Here is a 25,938-nt window from a genome sequence, read left to right on the forward strand (position 1 = left end):
CAAGCCTATGAAAAAGCTTTTATTTATCTCATTGCTATTTTGTGGATATATCAATGCACAAACCTTAGACTTACAACAAGCCGAAAAGATATTCAAACTGCCTGTACACTGTATAGAAGTAGAATATCCAAACAAACTGGGGCAAGTAATAGGTAGTGTTGACGATCTGAAAAGTCCGAAGAAATTACGTCCAATATTTTACGGCTGTTTTGACTGGCATTCCTCTGTACATGGATATTGGTCTATAGTGAAATTACTCAAAGACTATCCGCAGCTGGATGAATCAGGAAAAGTAAAAGTTATCCTAAATAGAAATATAACCCCCAAAAATGTATCCATAGAATCAGCTTTCTTTCAGGATTATAATAATAGAAATTTTGAACGTACCTATGGCTGGGCATGGTTATTTCAACTGCAAAGCGAACTATACACTTGGAAAGATGCAGATGCTCAACGCTGGTATCAAACACTGAAACCTTTAGCCGATATACTTGTAATCAAATACGAGGAATACCTGCCAAAGCTCAATTATCCTATCCGTACAGGACAGCATGATAATACAGCTTTTGGATTGTCTTTATCTATCGACTATGCCAGATGTATAGGAGACAAAGAGTTTGAACAGTTAATAATAGAGCATGCAAAAAGGTTATATAAGAATGATGTAAACTGCAATCTTTCTTATGAGCCTAGTGGCAATGATTTCTTATCACCTTGTTTTGAAGAAGCTTTACTAATGAGTAAAATATTGGATACACAGGAATATAAAGTATGGTTAAAAACTTTTCTACCGGAAATATTCCAACCTGATTTTTCATTAGAACCCGGAAAAGTCTCTGACCGTACTGATGGACATTTGGTTCATCTCGACGGATTAAATTTCAGCAGAGCAACTTGTTTGTACTCTATCTCTAGGAAATTTCCGGAGTTGAGCCATTTGAAATCAATTGCTGACAATCATCTTATGTATTCATTAGGTAATATAACTGATGATGATTATATGGGCAGTCATTGGCTAGGCACTTTTGCTCTTTATGCATTAATGAATAAAGAATAGTTCAATCTGTAACTATCGTAACTGTTATGACGACGACAGAGTATTGCAAGTATAAGAATTGTTTTTAGGGTAGTTCATTAGGTACCCCCCTTTACTACCCAATAAATATTATGATATTCTTCCAATAACTATATTTTAAAAAAAAATCGATAAAAATTATGGTCAGGTTTAAATTTAATAATAAAAATCCTTATAATTAGATGAATTATAAGGATTTTTTTAATCTAGTCATATGTCCAGAATTTTACTCAACCAACAACTTCGTCACCGCTGCCGTATTCATAGCCCACTGCATAGTATAGGTCTCATCAGCATTTTCTGTATCAACGACCTTGATGTTCTGAGCCTGAGCCTTTATTGTCAGTAAATTACCTATGGTAGTTTTACTTTTCAATTTAGCTATTAATGCTTCTATATTTTGGGCATCCATATTGGCAACTATCTGTCCCCCGAAAGGCATTTCAAGCCAGATAATCTCCCGAGTGACAACTTCGAGCACCCCGAACACCAAGCCTTTAGACAAACCTTTCGAAACCCTTACCTGATGCTGTACACAGGACGGATCATAGGCCACACCTGTCTTCTCGGATATCTTCATCGGATAAGCCGAGTTCATCCATCCCACTACCAAATTAGGAGAGAGAGCCCCATTACTGTAGGCGTTGCAAGTAAAGACTACATATTGAGCGCCAACACGGGTCAGTTCGTTTATATCCAGTTCGATATATTCAGCTGTCCCTACTTTATTGGGGATACTTCTAATATCTCCGCTATGTTTAGCTCCCGGAGCAGTCAGATTATAGTATGAGCAAACCATAGTTGTATGAGGTAACGCTATATGACAACTCACATCCATATCCAGATGTTGAGCAGGAAGGTCTTTCCCCCATTGCATAAACAATCTGACGGCATTACCCTCCACGGGGAAACGGGTTCCCATTAATGCACAAGAGGTATCCTGTATAGTTTCACTTCTATCACCTATGGCTAATGGGATATTAAACAGCATAGGATCTATATACATCGTTTTACTCTCCGTTGGGATCTGTTTGAAGCGGTTTGAAACTGCTTTTATACACAAATCCTCTACTTTGGAAATCATAGTTTTCAACTGTTCGTCTGTATATATGCTAACCAGTTTATTAGCCCCGATTCTTTTCGATGTTCCACTCAACGGTTTTACCATACGCTGAGCATTCGGGTCAAAATAAGTTTGCGCATACATATTCAGTGTGAACAACAACCTCATCGGAATTTTATCCATCACCTCTTCAAAAGCTGACAGTGTTTCATCATCCCCAAACCAAAGCATATTAGCAAACAATGAACGTGCAAATAATCCGGGTCTTTGCTTCAACAAAGCAAATATTTTTTCGGCATCTACTTTTATACGTGATTGCTCTACCTCACCCTGATACACAGTATATGTTTGATTGTAGAATACATCTATCAACTTTTTAAGGTACTCGAAGTTTGACCTTTTTGCATATTCTGTCAGACGCAATGCCCTAATAAAGCGTACCCACATTCCTCGTTTAGGGTGCATTATCTCACAGGCTTTTTCTACATCCATATTTAGATTGTTGAGCCATATAGCAACCATTTTACATTCAGCGCGGTTATATTTCAGTTTGAGATTAGTCTTGGCATCTACTTTTGCTTTCTTGGATTTATCTAGAACAGATGTTATGTGTGTATTATTCTGACCTGTCCTTTTTATAATCGTCTTAGGCTCTACGATTTGTAGGAAACCTGTTTTCTTATACCACAGATAGCGTAATATATCGGCAGGAGTAGAGATAAACTGTTGTCCTTTCTCATATTCTCCTTTTACCACAAGTGCATCCAATACCACAATCTGGGTTTCTTTCATTGTAACCTCGACATCGGGTAGAGAAAATTCTTCGACCAATATTTTCAGACTATCCACCTGAGTTGCGTCAAGAGCTGTACGCGACTCCAGCAAATCGTTGAAATACCTTGTAAGATCATCTTCAGTCCAAAGTTCCAGCACTTTCAGTTTACTTCCTTGTGAGTAATTCTCAATCTTAGCCAATTGGAACGGAGTACCACAGAATGGACATCCATTATATCTTTCCATCGGAAATGTATTTTCTGGAATGAGATGACCGCACTGCAAGCGTAAACCTTTATTACTTTTGATGGCATTGGCAAAAAAAGTTATAATATGATCAAGCCTTGTTTCTCCGGTCGGAGTATCCCAGCCTTTCACCAAAGGAGCCCAGTTTAGATTCGCACCCAATACTTCTTTCATTGTATCGAAGATAGTGATTGCCTGATTTGGAGACATGCTGTTCATAGCATGCAATAAGTCTTCTGATACGGTATAACCAAGCTTTCTCAGGTTCGTTGTCAAAGCTAATGTCGTTTGTGTCAGGTTTTCTTTCGATGCTACTATCTTATCTATAGGGATAAAGATAGCATTCTGTCTGATTGAAACTTTCAATAAATTAGTTTTCATCACAATTCGTGTTTTGAATTAATAAATACGGTAATCAAGAGACTGAGACGTTTCAAGTGTTTTTGAAGTAAGCCTCTTTTGACCATTATCTAAGTGAAGCAGGCCGGATTCGAACCGGCGACCCAGGGAATCTCAATCCATGAAGTAAACCCAGATTGACCTTCTAACCGATAATTTTAAAGCATAGATTTGGGGGCTCACGCCGAGTGGAGTATGCCTTAATTGACCGGTATTACAAAGGTAATTTCATGAGTTGCCTTGCTCTACCAACTGAGCTACTGCCTCATATAAAGACAGGTAATTGTACAAGTGGTCTACCTAAAAGAATTTGAAGTACCCCGTACTTGACCTGTCTTTTTTATTGTTTCAAATATCGCTTCTATTAGTTTGGTGTTACAAAGGAACACATCCAGTATGCAATCTTCCTGCGTAGTGAAATTATTTATCGTTTTTCTTCAAAAGCTTGCTTACTAAATGAGACTCCTCCTCTTTCCTCAAAGCTAAGAACTTGACTATTTGTATAAACCGGAGCCTTTCTTACTATTTGATCAAAGCCCAATGATTTGAATTGTATTTCTCCAATATGTAATCCAAGCAACCATTCATAGACAGTACATCCATTGTTCAGTTCTTTTTTAGATGACATAGTAATGCTATCAAAGTCAAATAGCTCAAGAGTATTTCCTTGTTGATCAAGATCAATCCGAAGTTCGTACACTTCTTTGAATATTAATGTACAAGGTGCTACCCAGAATGAAAAATATTCTTGCGGAGGAACAGGATGTATCCATTCAAAAATGTAATCAATATCAAATATTAGATTCCCTTGCCAAGGTTCTTCCCCCTTTTCAATAATCATTCCATAAATATTGGAATCATGCCAGCCCATCATCTCAAAATCATCTTGCGTCCAGATGCTTTTCTCCAAAATATATTGTTCCATATTTCTAATTTGCTTTAATATTCAATATCGGCTTCACTGTATCTAAGATAACAGCTGTATCCTGAATCGCGTTTATAATCACATCTTTGTCTTTATATGCCATTGGAGCTTCATCAAGAGTTGATTTGCAAACAGATGTTGAATAAACTCCTTCCATTTCTTTCTCAAACTCTTCCATATCCAATGTTTTGAAAGCCTGATTACGAGCTAATATTCGTCCTGCTCCATGTGGAGCTGAACAGTTCCAGTCTGCATTGCTTTTCCCTTCACAGATTAATAATCCGTCACGCATATTGAACGGGATAATCATTCGCTCTCCTTCATAAGCCCGGATAGCACCTTTTCGGATAATCCAGTCTTGCGGATCAATAAAGTTATGCTTCGAATGTATCATATCAACGGCTTCCACATCACGCAACCCGACAAAGATAGAGTGAGCCATAGCCCGATGATTAAACTCCGCATACGTTTGGGCAATCACCATATCAACTAAATATTCGTACATATCTTCACCTTTCAATAGCAACTCTTTTTTACCGACACCATACCGTTCGTTCAGTTCCGCTAACTTGATAGGAATATCTGATGTAGGAATAGTGTTTAGTGTAATATACTTAAATTCATCGTGATACTCTTGTGGTCTGAATTTAGCAGCTACCATTTTATTCGCATGATAGTTACATACTTTCAGTCCGAAATTTCGAGAACCGGAATGAATAGTGAGGTAATGCGCCCCATCATTTGCCGATTCTCCGATCTCAATAAAATGGTTTCCGCCACCAAGAGATCCAACAGAATTATAGAACATCTTTTCTCCTGTACCTATTTTCTTACATAGTTCGGCGATATATTCCCGATCAATAGTCATTGCAGGCTTATTTTCAGAAAAACGTGTATTCCACTGATCAATGAACTGATTCACATTATCAGTAACGGTCTGCATATATTCATCTACCCACCAATAATTGAAATCTTTACCTTTTCGGATATCATGCCCCATCGGCACAGCTTTTCGAATCTTCTTATCTATTTGCGGAAGTTCATCTACTTCAAATCGTTTATTTAATTTATAGCTTGTTACGGAACAACCGATATCTACGCCAATATAGTTAGGATTGACCATTGCAGTCATTGGCATGGTGAATCCGATTACAATCCCTTTACCTACGTGGGTATCGGGCATGATACGTACTTGTACTCCTTCTGATATCTCGTGATTCAGTATATTTTGTACTAATTCAATAGCTCCTTCTTCAACTTCTTCTAAGAATATTTTACAGTTCTGGTTATATTTTCCTTTTAATTCTATCATAACTTTATACTTTTATTTTCTTTGATGATACAAAGTAAAATAGATGGTGCGCAGTATTTTTGCGCAATGTGAATTATTTTCACTTTTTATAGAATTTCTTTTTAGGAAACTCTTTTTCAATGATATGGATTATATCCTCTTGTTTACTAATTATTTCAACAGACGAACTATCGAAAGCTACGATCTCAATCTCAGCAAGAGGATGTTGCATTTCTACAATCTCATCGAGTGTACGGATTCCCTCTGAATATGGCAACTCATATTTCAGGGTTTCACCTAAAGAAATATGTTTGGGAATCGCAGAGAATACGCCCCAGATAAATTGTATTTCGTTAGTATTAACTATATCTAAAAACTCACTAGGTGATATAAAAAGATAGTCTTCTTCATAGTTTATTCTTTTATCTGGACAATGATTACACTCGATATCTGTGATAAGAAAATTATAATCTTGTAAATATTTTTGTATTGGATTTAGAATGATGGACATATCTGTATAATACTCTAAACCTCTATTTATAATATATGTTTTCATATCTTCTTATCTGCATTTATACAATTCTACTCTCATTTCAACTAAAACTTTTTTTGCTAAATCCTTATCAGGAGCATCAGGCAAGTCTGATGTAGAACAATTTAATTCTATACTATCCATCAACTTATCAGCCATAGCTAACAAATCATCATAATTCATATTTCCCGATTTTATATCAAGCAACTGTTCTCTGTTTGGTCGTTTTACATTCAATTTTCCATCTTGCAATATTTCTTCTGCCACTTGTAAAAGACGTATAGTATGCATCATATTTTTAGAATCATAATTCTGCCCATGATTCAAATTTGTCTGATAGCGATTATCGTTGCGTTCTTCCACCCAATCCCAATATTCTTTATACTCTTTGCAATAGAGTGAATAACCTTCCATATTCCAAAACAGGTAGGCAAGAGCTTGTTGTCCTTTAGGTATGGAGGATAATGAAACCTCGTTGGCAGTTTCTTTTACGGCTATACCATGATAACCAAATTTATCTTCAGCATCGTAAAATAAGGCGTACATACCTTTAGCATGGGATATAGAAGATAGTCCACACAATTCTTGAGTATATCCGTTTTTATCAAGCCATTCTTTTGCCGGAATAGACTGATAACTATCCATTATGTAGCAAAAGTCCAATACGGTCTTGCGCTCTTTCTCCATCGGGTTCACAACCTTCTTTTTGTAACCTCTTGCTTTTCGTATCTGCGTGAGAGCATAGCCTGCAAAAGTATCTTTACATAATTTTGACAAGAACATATCTATATGAAGCTTGTCCATCAATGGGTGTTTATATAATATACATTCTTCGGGAGAAGCCAATAGCTCAAGTAGGTTTGGATTGTTCTTGCAAAGCAGTTCTACAAAACGACCTAGCTCATAATACACCTCGTCATTAGTCTCATTACTTATCTGAGGTATATATTCCAATCCATAAAATTGATCTTTGGGCAGATAGAATACCCCTTTCAGGTCGGTATCTGACTGTGGGATATCTAGTCCGTATGCTCTGCTGCCACTCATACATTCGAAAAGAAGCAGCCCTTTATCTTTTATTTCTTGTATAGTCATTTTAATATCGTTTTTCTGAAAAACTCATCAGCTGTCTTTGGGTCAAAGTCTCTCTTTGTTAGTTGTTGAGAAGTATCCATGCAATAATCAAATGTCTGATCTATCCATGTTTTTATATCTTGATCTATCTCTATCAAATAACTTTCATTTGCTGTTGATTTCAGTTCTATCAAAGATAAAACCTTTTTACGCAAATCGTCTGTCAATAAATCCATTAATGGAAATATACTCATCTGAGCTATTGTATTCTTTTTAACACACCACAAGCCAGCAAGTATTGGACGAAGCACATAAAATAGTTTCTTTATTTTTATATCTTTTCCATCCATAGTTTCTATCGCTCCACGTGCTATACCCAGATAATGATGTATGTTGCTGCGAGGGCAAAAATAGCTTTGACAAAGTGTCCACACTTCATCTTTGAATGTGGTATCTTCTTTGTAAACCACAGGCGATTGCAGCCACTAAAATGGTGTCGTGTTCGACCTAGTTATCAGCTGTAGTACTTTTGATATATCCCAACCATATATGTCTAATTCATCATTTATCGGAAAAGACAGATGATCTTTCTTTGGCTGTGTGGTTAGATATTCCTCTATTGGTCGTGAATATATAAACCGCACATCATAATCACTATCAGGTGAAGCAAATCCCCACGCACGGCTACCTGACTCACAGGAGTAAAGTATTTTTATTCTATGGGCTTTTTCTATCTCTGTTAGTTTTTGTTGTATAGTTGTTTTCATTATTGTTACTTTGATGATACAAAGTAAAATACAACATACGCAGTATTTTTGCGTAATAAAATATATTTTTATTATTTTTGAGAAAATTGTATATAAATGAACTCTATAAAAGCAAAAATAGATAAGAGTGACTACAGAGATGATTGGTTATTTCCGAACTATCATATTGACAATATTTGGTTTGATGAAAAATTAGATGAGTTATATCCAGATAATTTATACAAAGGATTAATTCCAACATTACTCTATGGATTGATCAATAAAGAAGCGGAAATAGTTTGGAAAGCAATTTTACCAAATAAAGGAGAAGTTACAATGTGCCCGATATTGATGTGTCCAGATGATTACGATTTTTCATGTACATTGATTGTAGCAGAAATTGAGAATTATGGCTATTTTATCCAATGGAAGAGAATAGGTGTTGATAAACAAACTAAATGGTTTGATGATGAAATAAGATATGATATCGATTGGTTCTCGGATTTTCAATCTTTAAATTTTGAAATTGATGATTATCAAAGAATGGTAGAAGATTTTAAAATACAATACCAATTAGACAAATTAAAAAATAATATTTAGGTCATGCCAGTAAACCGAAATGCCCTTATTCGCTATAAAACAATAGATACTTGTCTACGCAATAAATATAGACAATGGACACTCGAAGATCTGATAGATGCCTGTTCCGATGCACTATATGAGTATGAAGGAATAGACAAAGGCATCAGTAAGCGTACCGTGCAAATGGATATCCAAATGATGCGCAGTGAGAAATTGGGTTATAACGCGCCTATTGTTGTATATGATAATAAATACTACAAATACGAAGATGAGGATTACAGCATAACCAACACTCCATTATCTAAACAGGACTTAAAAACAATGTCGGAGGCCGTAGAGGTGCTTCGCCAGTTCAAAGGCTTTTCTTATTTTTCAGGGATGGGAGATATTGTCAGCCGCCTTGAAGACCATGTGACATCTGCAAAAGAGAAAACCATACCCGTTATTGATTTTGAGAAAAATGAAAGTTTGAAAGGATTGGATTATCTCGACACTATTTATCATGCTATTGTCAATAAGCAAGTGCTAAATCTGAAATACCGTTCATTCAAAGCCCAGTCAGCAAATACATTTTTATTCTATCCTTACTTACTAAAAGAGTATCGCAACCGTTGGTTTGTATTCGGACGAAGAAAAGGAAATCTGATTAATCTGGCATTGGATCGGATACATAATATAGAGATAGTAGAGAAGGAGAAGTTTGTAGAAAATGACTTATTCGATCCCCAGACTTTCTTTGAAGATTTAGTAGGAGTAACCAAGAATATTGGTATGAAAACCGAAACAGTACGCTTCTGGGTAAATAAAGAAAATGCACCTTATGTACAAACCAAGCCTTTTCATAAAAGTCAACAATTGATTGAATCACAGGAAGACGGTTCTATGATATTTGAAATAAAGGTAGTTGTCAATCAGGAGCTGCAGAGAGAATTCTTTGGGTATGCCGATACTATAAAGATACTCTCTCCACAATCACTGGTTGATTTTATGGGGTGGAAGTTCAGATTGGCAAAGGAAAGATATCAGGATAATTCTGAATAAAGATATTTACAAAGGACAGTCATTTTTTGTATTTTAAATTCTATATAATGTGTTGAATTTCAGATATAAAGCGTTGTTAAATTATCGGTAGTAAAATGAAAAAACTGCCGATAATTTGTATTAATAGAGAACCAAACATATCTCTCTTAAAAATGAAAGTAATTCTCTGTATAGTATTCTACCTCCCATGTGAATAATTCATTCAGAGTAGTAAGGAAATCTTTCACGCTTTTATCATTTTTTGTAATCAGCCCTATCAGTTATTGATCTTAAAAAGCTCCTTTTATTCAATTTTTTAGCTAACATATTCATATCCAGATCAATAAATGTGTCACTAATGCGAGTGTATATTTGAGTGGTTTTGACATTGGTATGCCCTAGCATTCTGCTAATGGTTTCAATAGGGACACCATTCATCAGGCAAATTTCCGTTGCAAATGTATGCCTAGCAAGATAAGTAATTAGCCGTAAAAGAAGTGTATGTTGAAAAAATAGGCAAAATAAAACGATAGATAGCAAAGCACTACAATATTTACTTTAATCCCTCCCAATCAGGTAAGTATAACACAGTATAATATGGAATAAGAGTAGTTACCTCATTCTCTTTATTTTGGTATCAGTAAATAGAGGAAAATCGCAGATAATCAGCCGTTAATTTACTGCTTTCCTGGCTACTTCTTTTGTTTCGTAATTACACAGAAATAGATATTAATACTTCTAAAATAATAGTTTGGCTTTTCATTAATAACCATAAAAAATGAAAGGTCGTGAGAAGTACATTTAATATCCTATTTTTTATCAAAAAGAATGAAGTTAAGAGAAATGGTCTTTGTACAATTATGGTACGGATTACAATTGACGGAGTTTATTTACAATTTAGCACCAAGACTGATATCTCTACCAGATATTGGATTACAAAGCATGGAAGAACAAAAGGTTGTACAAAGTATGCGTATTAGATAAACTACCAGTTAGGCGGAATACGTACCGGATTGCATATGTCTTACAGTCGGTTAAGAGATAGTCGATTTTACAGGATTGCCGATTGACATTGTTTCTTTGCTATAGCTGGCTTTCTATTAGAAAAAACAAAGGAGCGCACAAATTCATCTGTGCGCTCCTTTGTTTGAGAGGTATAATAGATCTATTTTATTCATGCTTTATTATAAGCATTATCAAGCATTCTTCGGATATCAGATTCTCTATACAAGACTTTACCTCCCAGCATAATATAGGGGATTATGCCATTAGATCTATAATCCTGTAATGTACGACGACTGATTTTAAGTATTTTGGATAAATTCCTGTCTGTCAGATAGCTTTCTCCATTAAATAATGGTCTACACTCATCCAATGCATTTTTCAATGCTGCTGAGACCTGTTCTAATGATTTGTGCAAATCCAGAATTTGTTGGTCTTTAAAAGTAATTGCTTCCATATCATTTCTTTTTATGATTATTGTGGTAATTTTTCTTTAAAAGCTCATCAATCTCGCCAGCCTTATAATACAGCTTATAATTTATTTGGCAAAAGCCTAGTTTTCCTGCATCCCGGTAGGTCTGTAAAGTTCGGGGTGATATATTGAGTATAAGACAGACATCCTGTCCGTCTAGCCATTCCTCTAAGTTCTTAGCTTTGCTTTTTCTACATAATGCATCTGCTTCACGAGCAAGGTTATTCACTTTATCGACAATCGATTCGAATGTTTTGCTTTCAATTATTTTAAAATTTTCCATAACAATAATATTATTAAATAATTTATTTTTCCAGCTAATCTATATACTAATATACTGATAAACAATAGTGTGTCTTCACGTTTCACCGGATTTCCATAGATTACATCAGTAATAAGATGTATGTGTTGTTTGTATTTTATTCCCGATACGATTTATATTTTTAGTTTGCGATAATATCTATTCGCAATAGCTGTAATTAAAATAAACAAATTAATGAAAACAAATTTGTTTATTATTCGTTATCTTTGTATATTAATCATAATAGATATGAATTCAAAGATCGATATAATAAAAGGTATTCATCCGGGGATCATCCTTGATAGGGAATTGAAAAAAAGAAAGCTTCAAAAGAGCCGCTTTGCTATTTCCATCAACGAATATCCCCAAACTTTAGTTGCTATAACTAAGGCTAAAAGACGTATGAATCCGGAACTCGCATTAAAAATTGAACATACTCTAGGGATAGAAGAAGGGTTCTTCATGATATTGCAGGTATATTATGATATCGAACAGATTAAGAAAGAACAGCGTAAAGATTATCATCCCAATCTGACAAAGATAAATCCAACCTTATTCTGGGATACTAAGATAGAGAATATTGACTGGGACAAAAACCGGAGATATGTGATTCGCCGTGTTCTTGAGCGGGGTAATGAGATAGAAAAAGAAGAGATACTTCGTTTCTATGGAAAGGAAAAGATTAATGAAGTTTTGAGATATTATCGGGACATGGCTCCGTCAACAAAAGAAAGCGCAAATAAACTCTTAGAAACCATATAGGCATGTTGTATTATAATACTGTAACTCCCTCACTGCAGAATGCTTTGGAGAAACTAATGCTGGCAGAAGTTTTAAAACCTTTCCGATTGGTTGGTGGAACATCGCTAAGCTTGCAACTCGGTCATAGAGAATCGGTTGATATTGATCTATTCACAGATTTGGCATACAATACAGTGGACTTTAAAACCATTGAAGAATATTTGACGCTAAATTTTCCTTATGCTTCCACATCTAATATTGACTTGGTCGGCTTTGGAAAATCATTCTATATTGGAAGATCGGAGTCAGACTATATCAAATTGGATTTGTACTATACAGATCCCTTTATTAGACCTGTAAAGGAAATCGATGGCATCCGCTTGGCTGATATTGAAGATATAATAGCAATGAAGTTGGATGTCGTATCCCGCAACGGACGGAAAAAAGATTTCTGGGATTTACATGAGCTATTGGAACAATATAGTATCAGCCAAATATTGGAATTCTACTTCGAACGATATCCATATGGTGCAAGTAAAGATCAAATTATAAAGAATCTTATAGAGTTTGAATACGCAGATAATGATGCTGATCCGAATTGCTTAAGAGGTAAATATTGGGATCTGATAAAGCTTGATTTTATCGAATTATTAGAGCACTAAAAATAGGAGAAAATACAGTTTCCACGGAAAATTGGGGATGAACTCGTCCCCAATAAATATTTGAACCAGATAAATTGTTAATATCTAATTATATATAAAATTATAGAAGTCGGGAATTATACCTAACTTTGTATTAATCGAAACTCGAAGCGATTCGCAGAGTTACAGCATGTGCATGAATGCTGATAGTTCTAATTTATAGCATATAAGATATTGAAAATCAGTAGCTGTTTGGAAGTATAACGTTCCCTCCAGCTCCACAATAACATTTATAGAAATATAGGTGTTTTTTATTTTCCGGCTTTGTGCCTTTTTTAGAGAATAGGAAAAAATAGGAATGCACTATAATGAACACGGACTATTGCGGATTAGAAAACATGTAAGAAATATAAGCAGTTCTTCTTTTTAAGCAAAAGATCTAATGTATACATATAAATCAATATTCGCATCGATTTTTAGCTTTTTTCTTAATCTGCTCTTCCTTATTTGGATCGATCTGTGTTCTACAAAACTGTATTGCGCAATTTCTTTGGATGTGAAATTTAGAAAGATCATTGAGCATAACCAAAATTCAGAGTTGATTAAATCAGGATATCTGTTATAAATGTTTTCTGTAAATTCAGAAAATATATCTTTGAAATTTGTAATAAAAGAACTGTCGTTTAATTTTGCTAACTCTATCAGATCCTGTGTTTTGTCATTTAATTTGAGTTCAAGGGTTTCTACCATCCTTTTCTCTTCCTTTAGTTTTTTCTGGTGTGTATATCTCCATTTGGCCCATGCTGCAAGTATGATGATAACGAAGATAGTCAAAACAGAGATGAGCCGGATGGCTTTCTCCTGAAAGAGACTATGTGTTGCACTCTCTTCTTCAAGTATCAAGTTTAATGCTTTTTCTACCGCTTGGTTTTTAGATAAGAGGAGTTTGTTTTCTGCAGAAATAGCCTTATTCTGATAGAACTTTGCACTATCATTCATCTTCTTTTCTGTATAAGCCTGAAAAATTTGTTTATAAAGATCAGGAAGCTCGTTATTGAGGTTCGTTCTTTTTATATCTTCTAAACTCAGATTATAGTACTTCAGAGCAGAATCGGGATTCCCTCGACCTAGTTCCATATCCCCCCAATGTTTATAGGTCCATGAAGTATAAGGACTTCCTGATTTTTTTGTTGTTTCTATTGATTTGTTGAAATAATAGCTTGCAGAATCGTATTGATTTGTCTTAGAATAGTAATCACCGAATAGAGTATATAAATTTACCCAATTACTATATATATAAGGTTCTTTAGAACCTATTTTGCCGAGTAGATCTCTATTTTTTGATAGATAATAAAAAGCAGAATCATATGAGTCAATATCTGTATATCCTATGCTGAGATTTTCATAAGCTAAACTTTTTAGCCGGTTTTTGACACCTCCTTCATCCATTTTATTTACACAATTAAGCCCCTTTCTGAATTCTTCCAAAGATTTTGATGGAAGTCCCAGATACATATATATATGACCTCTTATTCTGTGAGCTTCGGAGTTTATAGATGCTTTACCCTCATTGTATTCTTCCTTTTCACATCGATCCAGATATTCTAAAGACATGTTATATTCTCCGACATAACTTAATGCTCTTGCTATATAAAAATATGATTTAGCTTTGCCTGCCCCGTAATTAATTTCTTGACTTTTCTTCAGAGCTTGTTTTGCTGTCTTAAGATTCTCTGTAATATTAATATTCAAAAAATGTTGGAAAGATACAGATAAGATACTATCTACAACTGCTTTGTCGGAATGTTTTAAATCTCTGCTAAATGCATTTGATGGAATAATTGTGAAGATATAACTAATAAAGCAACACAATATATGTCTGTATCTCATTTCTGTATTGTAAGAATAAATGAATTAGTGCTAGCTGTTTTTATAATATAAGCTATATATTAATATAGCCTTTCATAGAACAAAATTAAGTAAAATTTGCGATAAAAACCGTTTGTGTTACTAAGATTTGAGTTGTTTTTGTTTTGTTCATTTATATTCAGGTTTGGTGTTCGGACGTATATCTAAGTATATATTTCTTCTTAGATGTATTTTGTGTTTTTGTATTTCGTTAACATTATTAGACGTACTTTATTAACATTAAGCACTCCTTATATTCAAAAATTATGTTAAGTGAATTTTCTATGTGCTTATGGAAAATAGTAAGCTAATGGCGGGTTTGTAGAAATGTTGTATGTATGTTGTATCTGTTTATAGTCCTTTAAATGCTATAAGAGTATAGTTTTGTCTAAAATTTATAGTGTTCTATATTTTTAGATTTACGATTTCTGTTGGGTGGTTCGAAACGAAATTTATACTAATAAAATAATACAACTATTAATAAAAATGAATTGTCATTTTAAATTTAAAGGCTTAAAACTATTTTTTTTATTAGCCGCTTGCACATCTTCATTTCTACTTCATGCGCAGGAGGTAGCTATAAAAACAAATCTTGCTTATTGGGCAACAACAACTCCTAATTTACAACTTGAATTAGCATTGACCGACAGGACTACCTTGGAACTTGGAGGAGGCATAAATGTGTTTTCGTTTTCAGATAATAAAACATTAAAACATTGGCTTATTGAACCCGAATATCGTTGGTGGTTATGTGAGACATTCAATGGGCATTTTATAGGTTTGCATGCATTGGGCGGTCAATTTAATGTGGGCGGATGGGATATCCCTATCGGACGCTTAGATGTTTTTAAAGACAGCCGGTACGAAGGTTATCTATATGGAGGAGGCTTAAGCTATGGATATCAGTGGATATTATCAAATCGTTTAAACTTTGAGTTAAATGTAGGTGCCGGATATGCCCGTATCCATTATGATAAATACCCGTGTAAGGATTGTGGAACTAAATCAGATGAAGGAAATTATAATTACTGGGGTATAACACGATTAGGTTTGTCTTTAGTCTATTTCTTAAAATAATAAGTAATGAAAAAATCAATGATATTGAGAGTATGCTTATCGGCAATCCTGATGGTATTTACTCTATCTCTTCATGCTCAATCCAAATTTGGGAAAATCCAAATAACAGAAGAGCATTTTATTAAAGAGCATAACGAAGTATCTGTATCTATGACTTTTGTTTTGGATGAGATATCTGTTCGTCGAAATGATATGCTTATTCTTACTCCGGTTTTAAAATCTAAAGGGAAAGATAATGATAGTCTTAAGCTCTCTCCGGTAGTTGTCTCCGGTAGTTTGAGAAATAAGATATTGAATAGAAAAAAGAGTTTAGGTTCTCAACTTCCATTCGATAGAGAGCCACAAACTGTGATAACCAGAAAAAACGGTACTGTTCAATCTGTTAATTATGCTGTTATAGTACCTTATAAATCGTGGATGGATAATGCTTCATTGTCTATTTCAGAAATAGTTTCTGGATGTGCCAGCTGTTACGATACTGAAGAAGAACGTTTGGTCGCTCAAAATATATTACCTAAGCAGGCTCCTGTTTGTTATAAGCTGACATTTATTGTTCCCGAAGTAGAACCTGTAAAAAATCGCAGCGACAGACATACTGCAACATTCAATTATATCGTAGACCGTTACGAATTGTTACGCAATTTTAAGAACAATTCAGTAGAATTTGCTCAGGTGGATAGTGTAATAGGTGAAATACAACAGAATCAGGACTTAAAAATTACTGAATTTAATATAGCCGGTTATGCATCACCGGAAGGAGGATTTGAACATAACCGGATATTATCTCAAAACAGAGCTAATTCATTTGCCGATTATCTTGTGTCGAAATTTGGAGTTAGAAGAAATCAATTTATTGTCAACGGATTTGGAGAAGATTGGACTGGTTTATATAAGGCGGTTTCCCAATCATCACTGAAGGATAAGCAAGAAGTATTGGATATTATTAATAAAGTAGAAAGCCCGGATGCTCGAGATAGGGAACTGCTGAAGCTAGCCAATGGGAATACGTATAAAATACTGTTGAATGACTATTATCCTCCATTGCGTCGTACAGAATATGTAATAGCATACATTGTGAGGCCTTTTGATGTAGAAGAAGCGAAGAAACTGATTAAAGTTAATCCTAAACTGCTAAGTTTAAACGAAATGTATCTGGTTGCTTATAGTTATCCGTCTGATACAAAGGAATTCAGAGAAGTTTTTGATATAGCCGTAAGATTATATCCACAGAGTGATATTGCGATTGTCAATTCGGCAGGAGCAGACATTGAGGGTGGAAATTTTGATGCAGCCATAGAACGACTCCTGAAAATAGAGAATAATCCTAAAATATGGAATAATCTGGGTGTAGCTTATCTCTACAAAGGCGATTATGGTAAAGCTCGGGAATACTTGTCCAAAGCGGCAGCAAATGGTAATGCTGAAGCTCGATTCAATTTAGATAATTACACTGAATAGATAATTCGGTAACAAGGCTTTTTCGACATGTTTATACGTTACATGTCTCCCTTGTTATGTTTGATCAGAAGAGAAAAATATAAACTTGACACTGGCTTAATAAAGGCAAAATTTGATTAGAAAATTTTATGAAAGAAAATAGATGTCAAAATTATAATTAAAAAAGAATGAAAAAGACAAAACTATTATTAGTACTATTAGCTTCGGCTCTTGGGTTTATCGCTTGTAGTGATGATAATGATTTGCAAACCTCTGCAGAGACAGATGCAAATACAAACGTAAGTATAACCCTTAGTATGCCTCAAAACTTATCGTTGAGGGCCTTACCTTCGGATTATAACGATGTAGGGGAGTGGGCCGGAAAAGATAAGATTGAAAAGGTGGCCATATTTTTAGTGGATGGTTCTACTGTCACTACTGCTGCATATACAGTTGGTACAACAGCTAATGACGGATATACTCAGGAAGTGTCAAACACTTCTAATCAGGTTGTATTAAAACCTAAAAAAGCAATTAAGACATCAGCCGGCATAAAAAAAGTTTATGTGCTGATCAATGGTAATTCTGATATTGAGGCTGCATTAGCTGCAACACCCGCAAATACATTTGAGGACACTTATAAAACTGCAGCGTTAAACCTTGCAAATTCAGGAACAAGCCTTACAGTAAGTACATCTGCCGATAAATTGGCAGCGAAAAATGGGACAGCAGACGAAACTATTGTTATGACAAATGTACAGGACGTTTCTATTAATGTAGCTCCGAATGTAAGTGCCGAAGATGCCCTGAGAGATTCTAATCCGTTGAATAGAGCAAGTGTACAGGTTGAAAGGGCTGTTGCCCGGGTCATGGTTACCACTGCAGCCCAAACATATGAAATAAAATCCGGAGCAGATTTACTTGGTACAATTTCGAATATAACATGGGTATTGGCTCAAGGTGAAAATTCGGTATATATTCAACGTAAATCAGACTATGTAACACCCAATTATGGATGGATTCCTACTACTAATGCCGAATATTTCGGTAATGCGGGAAATAAGTATGACTATTCAGGATTATTCGAAGAATATAATGGTTCTGCACTGTTTGGAGGAACTCCTGTTCCCACAATGGCTGATTATGCAGCAGCTTCTGCTCAGACACAAATTACTGATGAACTAAATGCTAAATTATCAGGAAAGTTTATTCTGCCGACAACACATGCGACAGGAGTAGCAGATGCGTCTAGTTATAAAAAAGGTAATACTGCCTATGTTCTGGTCAGAGCCAAATTTACTCCTGCCGTTTTAGCTGATGGCGAAACTTATACTGCAGGCAAAGATTTTTATCTCGGAGCTAATGGTAAATTTTTTGCTTCGGCCGAAAATGCTGTTGATCCAGCCAAAGGAGGAGTTGCAGGCCAGACAGTTGCCAAATATGTAGGAGGTAAAGTGTTATATTATGCATGGGTCAATCCTGATAATATTCCAACCTGGTATAACTCTCCGGTAGTTAGAAACAATATATATCATGTACATATTTCAGGTTTTAAAAATCTGGGAACAAACTGGAATCCGCTTTATCCCGAAGATCCGAACAGTTCTACTCCCGCCAATCCTGATCCGAAGCCTGTTGTGCCGGGTATTAATGAACCCCAAAATCCTATAGACCCTACTGACCCTTTAACTACTCCTGAAACATGGATGAGTGTGGATGTAAAAGTGTTGCCATGGAAACTTCACTCTTATAGTGTCGACTTAGGCATTTGATTTTACAGTCAGTAAGTGTATCCGGAGGGGAGCCCCTTTTTCTCCTCCGGTTTTATAAAAATCAATTACAATGCAACAAATGAAAATTTTGCGAATTAAGATATTCATGGTGATACTTACCCTGGGAGCGTTTCTTTGGGGATGCGATTCATTGATTTATGACGATTTGTCGGATTGTCCTCAAGGGGTATATGTGAAATTCTTTGCGATGACACCTTGCGATGTTGATTCGACTTTTATTGGAGATGTCACTTCACTTACAGTTTTTGCTTTCGATGATAAAGGCAAATTGGTATCAACAGTTAACCGGCAGAATGTTGACCTTAATCGCAATTTTGAACTTTTAATACCTGTTTCGAATGGTAATTTTACCTTTATCGCGTGGACAGGTGTAGATGATAAATTTGTTAGAAATACTTTTTCATCAGGTGTGACCACAAAGAAGGATGTGATGTTGGCCATCAAGTCGTCTGAGAAAAATGCTGTTGCCCTAACTAATGCTCAGCGAATCTGGCAGGGAGAAAGTGCCTCTGTTTTTTTGCCTGATCCGAAAGAATCAGGGTCTCTTTACAAACATACAGCAATAAATCTACAGGAATTAACGAATCGGGTTAAAGTGATTGTTGAATTTGATGCTTCAATAACAGCTCTCACACCTCGTGATCTCAATGTAGCAGTATCCTTTGCTAACGGGACAATAAATATCGACGGCTCTATGCCTCTCAACTCTCCGATATTGTCTTATCCGATACAAAATACAAAATATACCGAAAATACCGTAGCCTGGGACTTTTCGTTGCTCGAATTAGCAACTGGCTATCATAATAACCTCACAATAACTTATCCCAAAACAGGGCAGCAGGTATTTAGCGGAGATCTTATCGGCAGTATTCTATTAAATACAGTCAGTGGAGGTATCAATCTGAATTGTGAGAATGACTTTACCATAAAATTCGTACTGAAAGACTATTGTGCCGAATGCGGGACAAATTTTAGTTGTGCCGTTTATGTAAACGACTGGCTTGTACATAGCTACAGTACCGAACTGTAATTATAGGCTTGTATGCTTAAAACAGTCAATATGAATATGACAAGAATTCAATTATTATATATATTACTGATCAGTATTCTGATTGCATTTTCGGGGTGTCAATCTCAGACCGATGATGATTCCTCTACTACCGATCCTCAATCGATTGTTTATCTCTCGGTAACGAGAGCTCAGGTTGACGGACTAGAAACATTCAATGCCGATGATGAGGATTATGAGGATCGTGTACATGATATGGCTATGCTGGTTTTTGACTCATCTACAGGAACCAAAGTCGGTGAATACTTTGATGAACATATAGCTTTATCGGAGAAGGATAAAAGTTTCGTAATTCAATTGACTCCGGGGAAGCGGGATTTTTATTTTGTTGCGAATATGCCTGTTAACGAATTAAAGAAGATTACGACACAATCGGATATGGATGTATATATGAATACTTTTTCGGATTTAGATCCCGATCTTTATCTGAGTGCATCCGAAGATAAAGGTTTTCCGATGTCCAGAGTGTACCGTAATCAAATAATAACAGAAGGGGGAAGTCTTTATTCACCTCAACCCTTTCGTCCTGATAATGAAGATCGGGTGAAGTTAATTCGGGTGGTTGCTAAACTTGATGTAAGGATCGATACATCCGGCAATAATCTGGACGTGAAGAATGTTTACTATAAAAATGCTTCACGGCAGTTTAGTCTGACATCTCCTTTGGAGGGGCGTGTTCAGGTTTATTACGAAGACAAACCATTGAAAAAAGTAAACAACACTTATCTCTACTATATTCCAGAGGCTCTGATGATTTCACCGAGTTGGCCGACTGCGGTGAATCATCGGCCTATTAATTATTTTGTAATCGAAACACTTGATGGTACTCAATATGAGATACCTATTGTAACATACGATGGTACTATTCCCGAAAAAAATTATCTGTCTTTTGCTATGGGAAATACAACCGAAAAGCCCGACTACAATGTTTACCGTAATCGACATTACTTATATACAATAAAGAAATTAGAAACGCTCGAAATTGTATATACTATAGACCCTTGGCATGTTGTCGAAAATTCTACTTATATGGGATATGGGTACAATGTAGAAGTCGGCGAAGATGGAAATGTCACCATTAGCAATACGATTGAAGCTTGTGATCCACATAAAGTGACACTCGAAACTGTAGGTGATTTTAAATTTTCGGATGGAACGACAACTAAAACATTTACAGATGCAGATCCTCAGTCTTCAGTTCAATATGTATTGTCTCCAGTTCCAACTTCAGGTACATATATGAAAGTATATTACAACGGTAATCTGGTAAAAACATTCAGTAAATAATTAAAACAAAAGTCGCATGAGTCGAATAATATATATGTTGTTGTCGGTTAATCTGCTTTTGATGCTGTCTTGTTCCGAAGATAAGATCATCGAAGCAGGTGCAGATAATGACAAAATCGAATTATTTTTCGATGTAAATAATTATACAAGAGCAACGTCAACTGTCATAGAAAATGAAACAGAAGAAGAGCAAGTGGTCGAAAACTTGTATATATTTCTATTTCCCACAACAGATAATCAGGTTGTAATCAAATATTATGTTTCAGCATCGGTTTTTAGTGCAGGGATATGGAGTACTGCCGATAATAAAATTTCGCTAAATGCTAATAAATCTGATATAGGGTATAGGGATGTATATATTGTTGCAAATTGTTTCTCAATCAAATCAAAACTTGATGAGGTAACCTCGGTGAGTGATCTGGAGACTGTTTTGCAAACAACCGAGGAACCTTGGTCAGAAAATATTACTACTCCGTTATTGATGTCAGGAAATAAGCTGCACGATTTCAACACTGCTGCGCATTTGGATAATATATCTTTAATTCGCGCTGTAGCTAAACTGCAATTGAATATTACATTATCAAAGGAGCATCAGACTTTCCCTACAATAGATAACGAGCCTCAATACAAATACAAGTTTATCAACTTCGACAAAAATACATATGTTTTACAAACGGGAAATAAAGTCAACTCTTTGATCAGTTCCTCAGACTGGCTGGGGTGGAGTGAATCGGGGAACGTAACTTCTTATCTACGTAATGCAGATGGAAAAGTTATAGGGATGAGTCTTGTTACTTATCTTAATGAGAGTGTCCCCTCTTCGGGTTCTATTGAAATAAGCTTGCCATATCAGGATGCAGGCTCATTGCCACCACCCGAATTCGGAGACGAAACGTATAGGTTGCAATTGCCTCAGCATATTGAACGCAATCATTTATACAGATATGATATTTCTCTGTCATCAGATAATTAGATACATAATTGAATGATGAACTAAACAGCATTAATACATTCTTTTATCAGGATAAAATAATATGAAATTAAGGTTTACATATATTATAATATTTCTCTTATTATTTAATTTTCTCGGACAGAGTTTCGCTCAGACTCGTATCTTTTACGATGATTTTGGGGCTCCGGGTACAGAGGTTCAGAAGAGAAAAATATGGACATATATGCCTACTGGGTTCAATACCTTTGTATTTGCAGACCCAAATGCTCCAAATGTAGGGAATAAGAATTTTTCAGAAGCTAAGGCTATTGAGAATAATTTTTATGCGGTAGTCAGTCCTAAGAAAATTTATGAGAGTGCGGGAAATCTATCTGCTGTACCTCCTTATACAGCGGATGTTTATCGTTTATGGACTGATCTTGAAGTTAAAGGGGATGCTACTCCGGGACACAATGGAGATGGAGGAGCAATGGTTATTAATGCCGGAACGACTATGGCTGCATTTTATGTGCGTATAGCCAATTTACAGGCCGGGAAATATTATCGTCTTCGTTATCAGTTATTCATTCAAAACACAACCGTAAAAATTAACCATCATGTTTTAAGTGCCAATGGGGGAACTTCGGTCGCTGTATATGAAGGCGTTGAGAATGGTCAAGGATCAGGAACGGGTAGTTGGAAACAGCAGGACTACTGGTTTTTTATGCCTGAGACCTGTTCTTCTGGAAATTACACAATCTCGGTTGAGAATGCGAATAGAGCTGATCAGGGAAATGATTTTGCTATAGATGATTTTTTGTTTGAAATGTATGAACCGGATGAAGTAGATCAATCAGTAAAAGATAATCTACCTAAAACTGCGATTGTTAATTGCGGAATAGAAGAGCCTGTTGCGTTTAATGATGAGGTACTTATGGATTGTAATTATCAAGGAGCATTAACTTTGGATGTTTTAAAAAATGATGTTGACGAAAATGGAAATCGGGTGACTCCTTCTGATTTTGGTATACGATTGGATGTTCCGGTAGGGGCGACATATAATGTCGAAGATAATGAGAGTGCAGCAATAAGAAAGGAAACAATAGAAGTAAAGAATGAAGGTATATGGCAATTAGTAGAGAATAGAATACTAGACTGGAGTGGCTGGCCGAATGTTTCATACAAATATACAGATCTAACTTTCACTTTTACTCCTAAATCCGGATTTACAGGGAATCCTACTCCGATATCTTATCGCTTGTATAAACGTTCTACAGGAGGTACTTCAGGAAGAACGTTTGTCTATATATATAGCGAATGTAACCCTCGAGCGATAGATGACAGCAAAGTTGTTGCGGCTATAGTTCCGGGTCAACCGGTCACTGTGATTATATTTGATAATGATATACCCGCAGAAGGAACACTGGCACCTGTAGATCCGGCAAAGGTGAATAAAGTTACTTTGATTAATCCTTATACCCTTCTTCCTGTAAGCAATGAGCCCATGACTGTTGATGGTGAAGGTGTCTGGAATTATGTCGATGGACAATTAACTTTTACCCCCCAGTCGGGATTTACTGGTACACCTACTCCTATTACATATACTTTTACAGACAATAATGGAAATACTTCCAATCCAGCAAAAGTAAGTATAACGATAGCTGATACTGCAACCCCGAAAAATTACTGGTATGGGACAGAAGATAGCGATTGGGGCAAATCTGTAAATTGGACAGAGCAGGTTATTCCCGTAGATAAGGAAGACGTAGAATTTGCTACAGATGAAAATAATAATGGGAAACCTGCGATAAGAGATTTACAACTGGATACCGATCGTGTTATTGGAGACTTAATAAACAAGTCGGATAAAAGTTTAATTATCCCAACGGATAAGCAATTGATAATTGATGGACAGGTTGTTGATGATCCTGGTAAATCGGGAACTATTATTATTAAATCATCACCTACTGAATCTACCGGAACATTGATTTTCTCAAAACCCGAATTGAATACCTCGGTCAATGCGACTGTTGAATTTTATAATAAAGCATACGAATGTGCTACGTGTGGGTATTATCGCAAACAGTGGCAATATTTTGGTATTCCGGTTCAGAATTCAGATTTTCCTTATTTATCGCCTCAGGTTGAAACCGTGAATCAATGGGCAGAGCCTTATAATGGAAACAAATGGCGTCCGGCTCCATTTGCACCTGACACTCAGTTGATGGCATTCAAAGGATATGAGATGACAAACAGCTCTGATACAGAACCCTCACATATCTATAGTTTTTCCGGAACGTTGAATGTTGGTAATGCTTTGTTGCCGCTAACTAAAACATCAGCCGTGAATTATTCGGGAATGAATCTTATAAGTAATTCATTTACAGCAGCAGTACCTATCACTAAAGATGCTATAGTGTATTCGAATGAGCTGGAAGATGAAACTGTTTATCTATTTAATACGGGAACACGAGATCAGTGGCGTAAATTGAATGGAGGATCTGTTTCTGGAGTCAGTAGCGGTCAATATCAGTCAGTGCCGATTAATCTTGCAGGTAAAGCAGGGTTACCCGATAGAATTTTATCGATGCATACATTTATGTTAAATGCTAAATCCGGAGGAAATATTACTTTGATGTATGACAAGGTTGTAAAGAATGAACTGCCGGATGATAAAATAGCATGGAGATCACTTAGCAGTCAAAGCGAGCTTCCTTATGTGGTGATAGATGTAATAGGTTCTAAATCTGCAGACCGGGTGTGGCTATTTGAAAATGAAGATGCTTCTACAGGTTTTGATAATGGATGGGACGGATATAAAATACAGGAAGAAGGAATTATTCAGGCATATATTCAAGGACGTGATAATGAAAAATATCAGATTGCAACAGTCCCCAGCCTATGCCAGCAAGTCAGTATCGAGTCGCGAAACAATGAAAGTTTTGTATTGAATATATCCGTTAATACCGAAGGAGAGTCTCGTGGACTGTGTTTGCAGGATATGCTTACAGGACGTACGTATTCTATTGTGGATAATGCCGAGTATGTTATTCCTAAGGTTGATGCACACGAGGTTAGAACCTTCAAGATTATATCGCCTTTATCGTCGGTTTCGGAAGATATATCTCAGGTTCTTCCTGTCGATATTTATGTAAAAAATAATGCTATTGTTGTAGATAATCAGACTAATGAAACTTATATTTCAACTGTTTATGATATAATGGGACGGTTAATAGTTAAGGAATATATTCGTGGAGGTGAAACCCTTATTCATAATTATGGACTTGAAAAAGGTGTGTATATCGTAAAAGCGATTGGAATAAACGGTGGTAATGGAAAAGTATCTAGGGTGTTACTTAAGTAGGGGAATTTTATTATAGATTGAAAATCTTCAGTTCTGCATGTTATCTTTTTGAGAATGTAGTTGTAGACTGAGTTTCATAAAGAATCAGTTATTAAGTAATACTTAGTAACTGATTCTTTATGTTTATATTCATCTATTGAGAAAAAATAAAGGCTGCTGTTTTAACTTATTTTAATTAATGTATATTT

At 35.7% G+C, this 25,938-nt stretch carries 22 protein-coding genes and 1 pseudogene; 13 read left to right on the plus strand and 10 right to left on the minus strand.

Features of this window, described 5'->3' with window-relative positions:
- Positions 1 to 7: 7 nt before the first annotated feature.
- On the plus strand, positions 8 to 1,057 hold the full coding sequence (locus AABJ51_RS02105) for a DUF2891 domain-containing protein (protein ID WP_338374208.1): 1,050 nt from the start codon (positions 8 to 10) through the stop codon (positions 1,055 to 1,057).
- Between the two features lie 244 nt (positions 1,058 to 1,301).
- Here AABJ51_RS02105 and AABJ51_RS02110 read toward each other — a convergent pair whose 3' ends face one another.
- The 6 genes and pseudogenes from AABJ51_RS02110 to AABJ51_RS02135 all read right to left on the minus strand — a co-directional run bounded on the left by AABJ51_RS02110 (position 1,302) and on the right by AABJ51_RS02135 (position 8,146).
- The gene (locus AABJ51_RS02110) at positions 1,302 to 3,539 is read right to left on the minus strand and encodes a hypothetical protein (RefSeq protein WP_338374209.1); all 2,238 of its coding nucleotides are present in this window, start codon (positions 3,537 to 3,539) and stop codon (positions 1,302 to 1,304) included.
- Positions 3,540 to 3,981: 442 nt separating this feature from the next.
- A complete protein-coding gene (locus AABJ51_RS02115) occupies positions 3,982 to 4,482 on the minus strand; it encodes a hypothetical protein (protein ID WP_338374210.1) in 501 nt (166 codons plus the stop codon).
- 4 nt (positions 4,483 to 4,486) lie between these two features.
- A complete protein-coding gene (locus AABJ51_RS02120; RefSeq protein ID WP_338374211.1) occupies positions 4,487 to 5,794 on the minus strand; it encodes an RtcB family protein in 1,308 nt (435 codons plus the stop codon).
- Between the two features lie 79 nt (positions 5,795 to 5,873).
- A complete protein-coding gene (locus tag AABJ51_RS02125) occupies positions 5,874 to 6,329 on the minus strand; it encodes a hypothetical protein (RefSeq protein WP_338374212.1) in 456 nt (151 codons plus the stop codon).
- A 6-nt stretch (positions 6,330 to 6,335) separates the two neighbouring features.
- Positions 6,336 to 7,400 (minus strand): nucleotidyltransferase domain-containing protein, encoded by a 1,065-nt coding sequence (locus AABJ51_RS02130; RefSeq protein WP_321577237.1) that lies wholly within the window; start codon positions 7,398 to 7,400, stop codon positions 6,336 to 6,338.
- Positions 7,397 to 8,146 (minus strand): annotated as a pseudogene (locus tag AABJ51_RS02135) (nucleotidyltransferase domain-containing protein). The gene AABJ51_RS02130 and the pseudogene AABJ51_RS02135 overlap by 4 nt, the downstream one beginning before the upstream one ends.
- Positions 8,147 to 8,242: 96 nt before the next feature.
- Between AABJ51_RS02135 and AABJ51_RS02140 the strand changes: the two are divergent.
- Positions 8,243 to 8,725, plus strand: coding sequence for a hypothetical protein (locus AABJ51_RS02140; protein WP_338374213.1), 483 nt, complete (start codon positions 8,243 to 8,245; stop codon positions 8,723 to 8,725).
- 3 nt (positions 8,726 to 8,728) lie between these two features.
- The gene (locus AABJ51_RS02145) at positions 8,729 to 9,748 is read left to right on the plus strand and encodes a helix-turn-helix transcriptional regulator (protein ID WP_338374214.1); all 1,020 of its coding nucleotides are present in this window, start codon (positions 8,729 to 8,731) and stop codon (positions 9,746 to 9,748) included.
- Positions 9,749 to 9,982: 234 nt separating this feature from the next.
- Here AABJ51_RS02145 and AABJ51_RS02150 read toward each other — a convergent pair whose 3' ends face one another.
- Entirely contained in the window at positions 9,983 to 10,165 is a 183-nt protein-coding gene (locus tag AABJ51_RS02150; RefSeq protein WP_434781380.1) for a site-specific recombinase, read from the minus strand.
- A gap of 350 nt (positions 10,166 to 10,515) precedes the next feature.
- Between AABJ51_RS02150 and AABJ51_RS19345 the strand changes: the two genes are divergently transcribed.
- Positions 10,516 to 10,707 carry an Arm DNA-binding domain-containing protein gene (locus tag AABJ51_RS19345; protein WP_353527786.1) on the plus strand — a complete coding sequence of 64 codons (192 nt, stop codon included), beginning with the start codon at positions 10,516 to 10,518 and terminating at the stop codon, positions 10,705 to 10,707.
- Positions 10,708 to 10,901: 194 nt separating this feature from the next.
- On the opposite strand, the gene AABJ51_RS02155 is transcribed toward AABJ51_RS19345, so the two are convergent.
- A complete protein-coding gene (locus AABJ51_RS02155; RefSeq protein WP_338374215.1) occupies positions 10,902 to 11,186 on the minus strand; it encodes a helix-turn-helix domain-containing protein in 285 nt (94 codons plus the stop codon).
- Between the two features lies 1 nt (position 11,187).
- On the minus strand, positions 11,188 to 11,484 hold the full coding sequence (locus tag AABJ51_RS02160; protein ID WP_338374216.1) for a helix-turn-helix domain-containing protein: 297 nt from the start codon (positions 11,482 to 11,484) through the stop codon (positions 11,188 to 11,190).
- Positions 11,485 to 11,751: 267 nt separating this feature from the next.
- Between AABJ51_RS02160 and AABJ51_RS02165 the strand changes: the two genes are divergently transcribed.
- On the plus strand, positions 11,752 to 12,264 hold the full coding sequence (locus AABJ51_RS02165) for a helix-turn-helix transcriptional regulator (RefSeq protein ID WP_338374217.1): 513 nt from the start codon (positions 11,752 to 11,754) through the stop codon (positions 12,262 to 12,264).
- A gap of 2 nt (positions 12,265 to 12,266) precedes the next feature.
- Complete coding sequence (locus AABJ51_RS02170; RefSeq protein ID WP_338374218.1) at positions 12,267 to 12,905, plus strand: nucleotidyl transferase AbiEii/AbiGii toxin family protein; 639 nt, start codon at positions 12,267 to 12,269, stop codon at positions 12,903 to 12,905.
- A 405-nt stretch (positions 12,906 to 13,310) separates the two neighbouring features.
- Here AABJ51_RS02170 and AABJ51_RS02175 read toward each other — a convergent pair whose 3' ends face one another.
- Positions 13,311 to 14,636 carry a tetratricopeptide repeat protein gene (locus tag AABJ51_RS02175; RefSeq protein WP_338374220.1) on the minus strand — a complete coding sequence of 442 codons (1,326 nt, stop codon included), beginning with the start codon at positions 14,634 to 14,636 and terminating at the stop codon, positions 13,311 to 13,313.
- A gap of 642 nt (positions 14,637 to 15,278) precedes the next feature.
- On the opposite strand from AABJ51_RS02175, the gene AABJ51_RS02180 reads away from it, so the two are divergent.
- The 7 genes from AABJ51_RS02180 (at position 15,279) to AABJ51_RS02210 (ending at position 25,750) form a co-directional block, all read left to right on the plus strand.
- Positions 15,279 to 15,869 carry a DUF3575 domain-containing protein gene (locus tag AABJ51_RS02180; RefSeq protein ID WP_338374221.1) on the plus strand — a complete coding sequence of 197 codons (591 nt, stop codon included), beginning with the start codon at positions 15,279 to 15,281 and terminating at the stop codon, positions 15,867 to 15,869.
- A gap of 6 nt (positions 15,870 to 15,875) precedes the next feature.
- A complete protein-coding gene (locus AABJ51_RS02185; RefSeq protein WP_338374222.1) occupies positions 15,876 to 17,327 on the plus strand; it encodes an OmpA family protein in 1,452 nt (483 codons plus the stop codon).
- Positions 17,328 to 17,494: 167 nt separating this feature from the next.
- A complete protein-coding gene (locus AABJ51_RS02190; RefSeq protein ID WP_338374223.1) occupies positions 17,495 to 19,078 on the plus strand; it encodes an Mfa1 family fimbria major subunit in 1,584 nt (527 codons plus the stop codon).
- A 79-nt stretch (positions 19,079 to 19,157) separates the two neighbouring features.
- Positions 19,158 to 20,129, plus strand: a complete 972-nt coding sequence (locus tag AABJ51_RS02195; RefSeq protein ID WP_338374224.1) for a FimB/Mfa2 family fimbrial subunit — start codon at positions 19,158 to 19,160, stop codon at positions 20,127 to 20,129.
- 30 nt (positions 20,130 to 20,159) lie between these two features.
- On the plus strand, positions 20,160 to 21,455 hold the full coding sequence (locus AABJ51_RS02200) for a hypothetical protein (protein WP_338374225.1): 1,296 nt from the start codon (positions 20,160 to 20,162) through the stop codon (positions 21,453 to 21,455).
- A 16-nt stretch (positions 21,456 to 21,471) separates the two neighbouring features.
- Positions 21,472 to 22,428, plus strand: coding sequence for a fimbrial protein (locus tag AABJ51_RS02205; RefSeq protein ID WP_338374226.1), 957 nt, complete (start codon positions 21,472 to 21,474; stop codon positions 22,426 to 22,428).
- A 61-nt stretch (positions 22,429 to 22,489) separates the two neighbouring features.
- Entirely contained in the window at positions 22,490 to 25,750 is a 3,261-nt protein-coding gene (locus AABJ51_RS02210) for a DUF8693 domain-containing protein (RefSeq protein WP_338374227.1), read from the plus strand.
- Positions 25,751 to 25,938 lie beyond the last annotated feature (188 nt).

This window comes from Indolivaga capnocytophagoides, from assembly GCF_036511535.1.
GTDB lineage: Bacteria > Bacteroidota > Bacteroidia > Bacteroidales > Dysgonomonadaceae > Dysgonomonas_A > Dysgonomonas_A capnocytophagoides.

What these genes read in the sequence shown, in the direction of transcription:
- AABJ51_RS02130 (WP_321577237.1), bottom strand. Translation starts at nt 7,400, where the DNA reads ATGACTATACAAGAAATAAAAGATAAAGGGCTGCTTCTTTTCGAATGT.
- AABJ51_RS02165 (WP_338374217.1), top strand. Translation starts at nt 11,752, where the DNA reads ATGAATTCAAAGATCGATATAATAAAAGGTATTCATCCGGGGATCATC.
- AABJ51_RS02145 (WP_338374214.1), top strand. Translation starts at nt 8,729, where the DNA reads ATGCCAGTAAACCGAAATGCCCTTATTCGCTATAAAACAATAGATACT.
- AABJ51_RS02205 (WP_338374226.1), top strand. Translation starts at nt 21,472, where the DNA reads ATGAGTCGAATAATATATATGTTGTTGTCGGTTAATCTGCTTTTGATG.
- AABJ51_RS02180 (WP_338374221.1), top strand. Translation starts at nt 15,279, where the DNA reads ATGAATTGTCATTTTAAATTTAAAGGCTTAAAACTATTTTTTTTATTA.
- AABJ51_RS02190 (WP_338374223.1), top strand. Translation starts at nt 17,495, where the DNA reads ATGAAAAAGACAAAACTATTATTAGTACTATTAGCTTCGGCTCTTGGG.
- AABJ51_RS02125 (WP_338374212.1), bottom strand. Translation starts at nt 6,329, where the DNA reads ATGAAAACATATATTATAAATAGAGGTTTAGAGTATTATACAGATATG.
- AABJ51_RS02160 (WP_338374216.1), bottom strand. Translation starts at nt 11,484, where the DNA reads ATGGAAAATTTTAAAATAATTGAAAGCAAAACATTCGAATCGATTGTC.
- AABJ51_RS02170 (WP_338374218.1), top strand. Translation starts at nt 12,267, where the DNA reads ATGTTGTATTATAATACTGTAACTCCCTCACTGCAGAATGCTTTGGAG.
- AABJ51_RS02105 (WP_338374208.1), top strand. Translation starts at nt 8, where the DNA reads ATGAAAAAGCTTTTATTTATCTCATTGCTATTTTGTGGATATATCAAT.
- AABJ51_RS02200 (WP_338374225.1), top strand. Translation starts at nt 20,160, where the DNA reads ATGAATATGACAAGAATTCAATTATTATATATATTACTGATCAGTATT.
- AABJ51_RS02185 (WP_338374222.1), top strand. Translation starts at nt 15,876, where the DNA reads ATGAAAAAATCAATGATATTGAGAGTATGCTTATCGGCAATCCTGATG.
- AABJ51_RS02140 (WP_338374213.1), top strand. Translation starts at nt 8,243, where the DNA reads ATGAACTCTATAAAAGCAAAAATAGATAAGAGTGACTACAGAGATGAT.
- AABJ51_RS02155 (WP_338374215.1), bottom strand. Translation starts at nt 11,186, where the DNA reads ATGGAAGCAATTACTTTTAAAGACCAACAAATTCTGGATTTGCACAAA.
- AABJ51_RS02150 (WP_434781380.1), bottom strand. Translation starts at nt 10,165, where the DNA reads ATGAATGGTGTCCCTATTGAAACCATTAGCAGAATGCTAGGGCATACC.
- AABJ51_RS02115 (WP_338374210.1), bottom strand. Translation starts at nt 4,482, where the DNA reads ATGGAACAATATATTTTGGAGAAAAGCATCTGGACGCAAGATGATTTT.
- AABJ51_RS02210 (WP_338374227.1), top strand. Translation starts at nt 22,490, where the DNA reads ATGAAATTAAGGTTTACATATATTATAATATTTCTCTTATTATTTAAT.
- AABJ51_RS02120 (WP_338374211.1), bottom strand. Translation starts at nt 5,794, where the DNA reads ATGATAGAATTAAAAGGAAAATATAACCAGAACTGTAAAATATTCTTA.
- AABJ51_RS02195 (WP_338374224.1), top strand. Translation starts at nt 19,158, where the DNA reads ATGAAAATTTTGCGAATTAAGATATTCATGGTGATACTTACCCTGGGA.
- AABJ51_RS02110 (WP_338374209.1), bottom strand. Translation starts at nt 3,539, where the DNA reads ATGAAAACTAATTTATTGAAAGTTTCAATCAGACAGAATGCTATCTTT.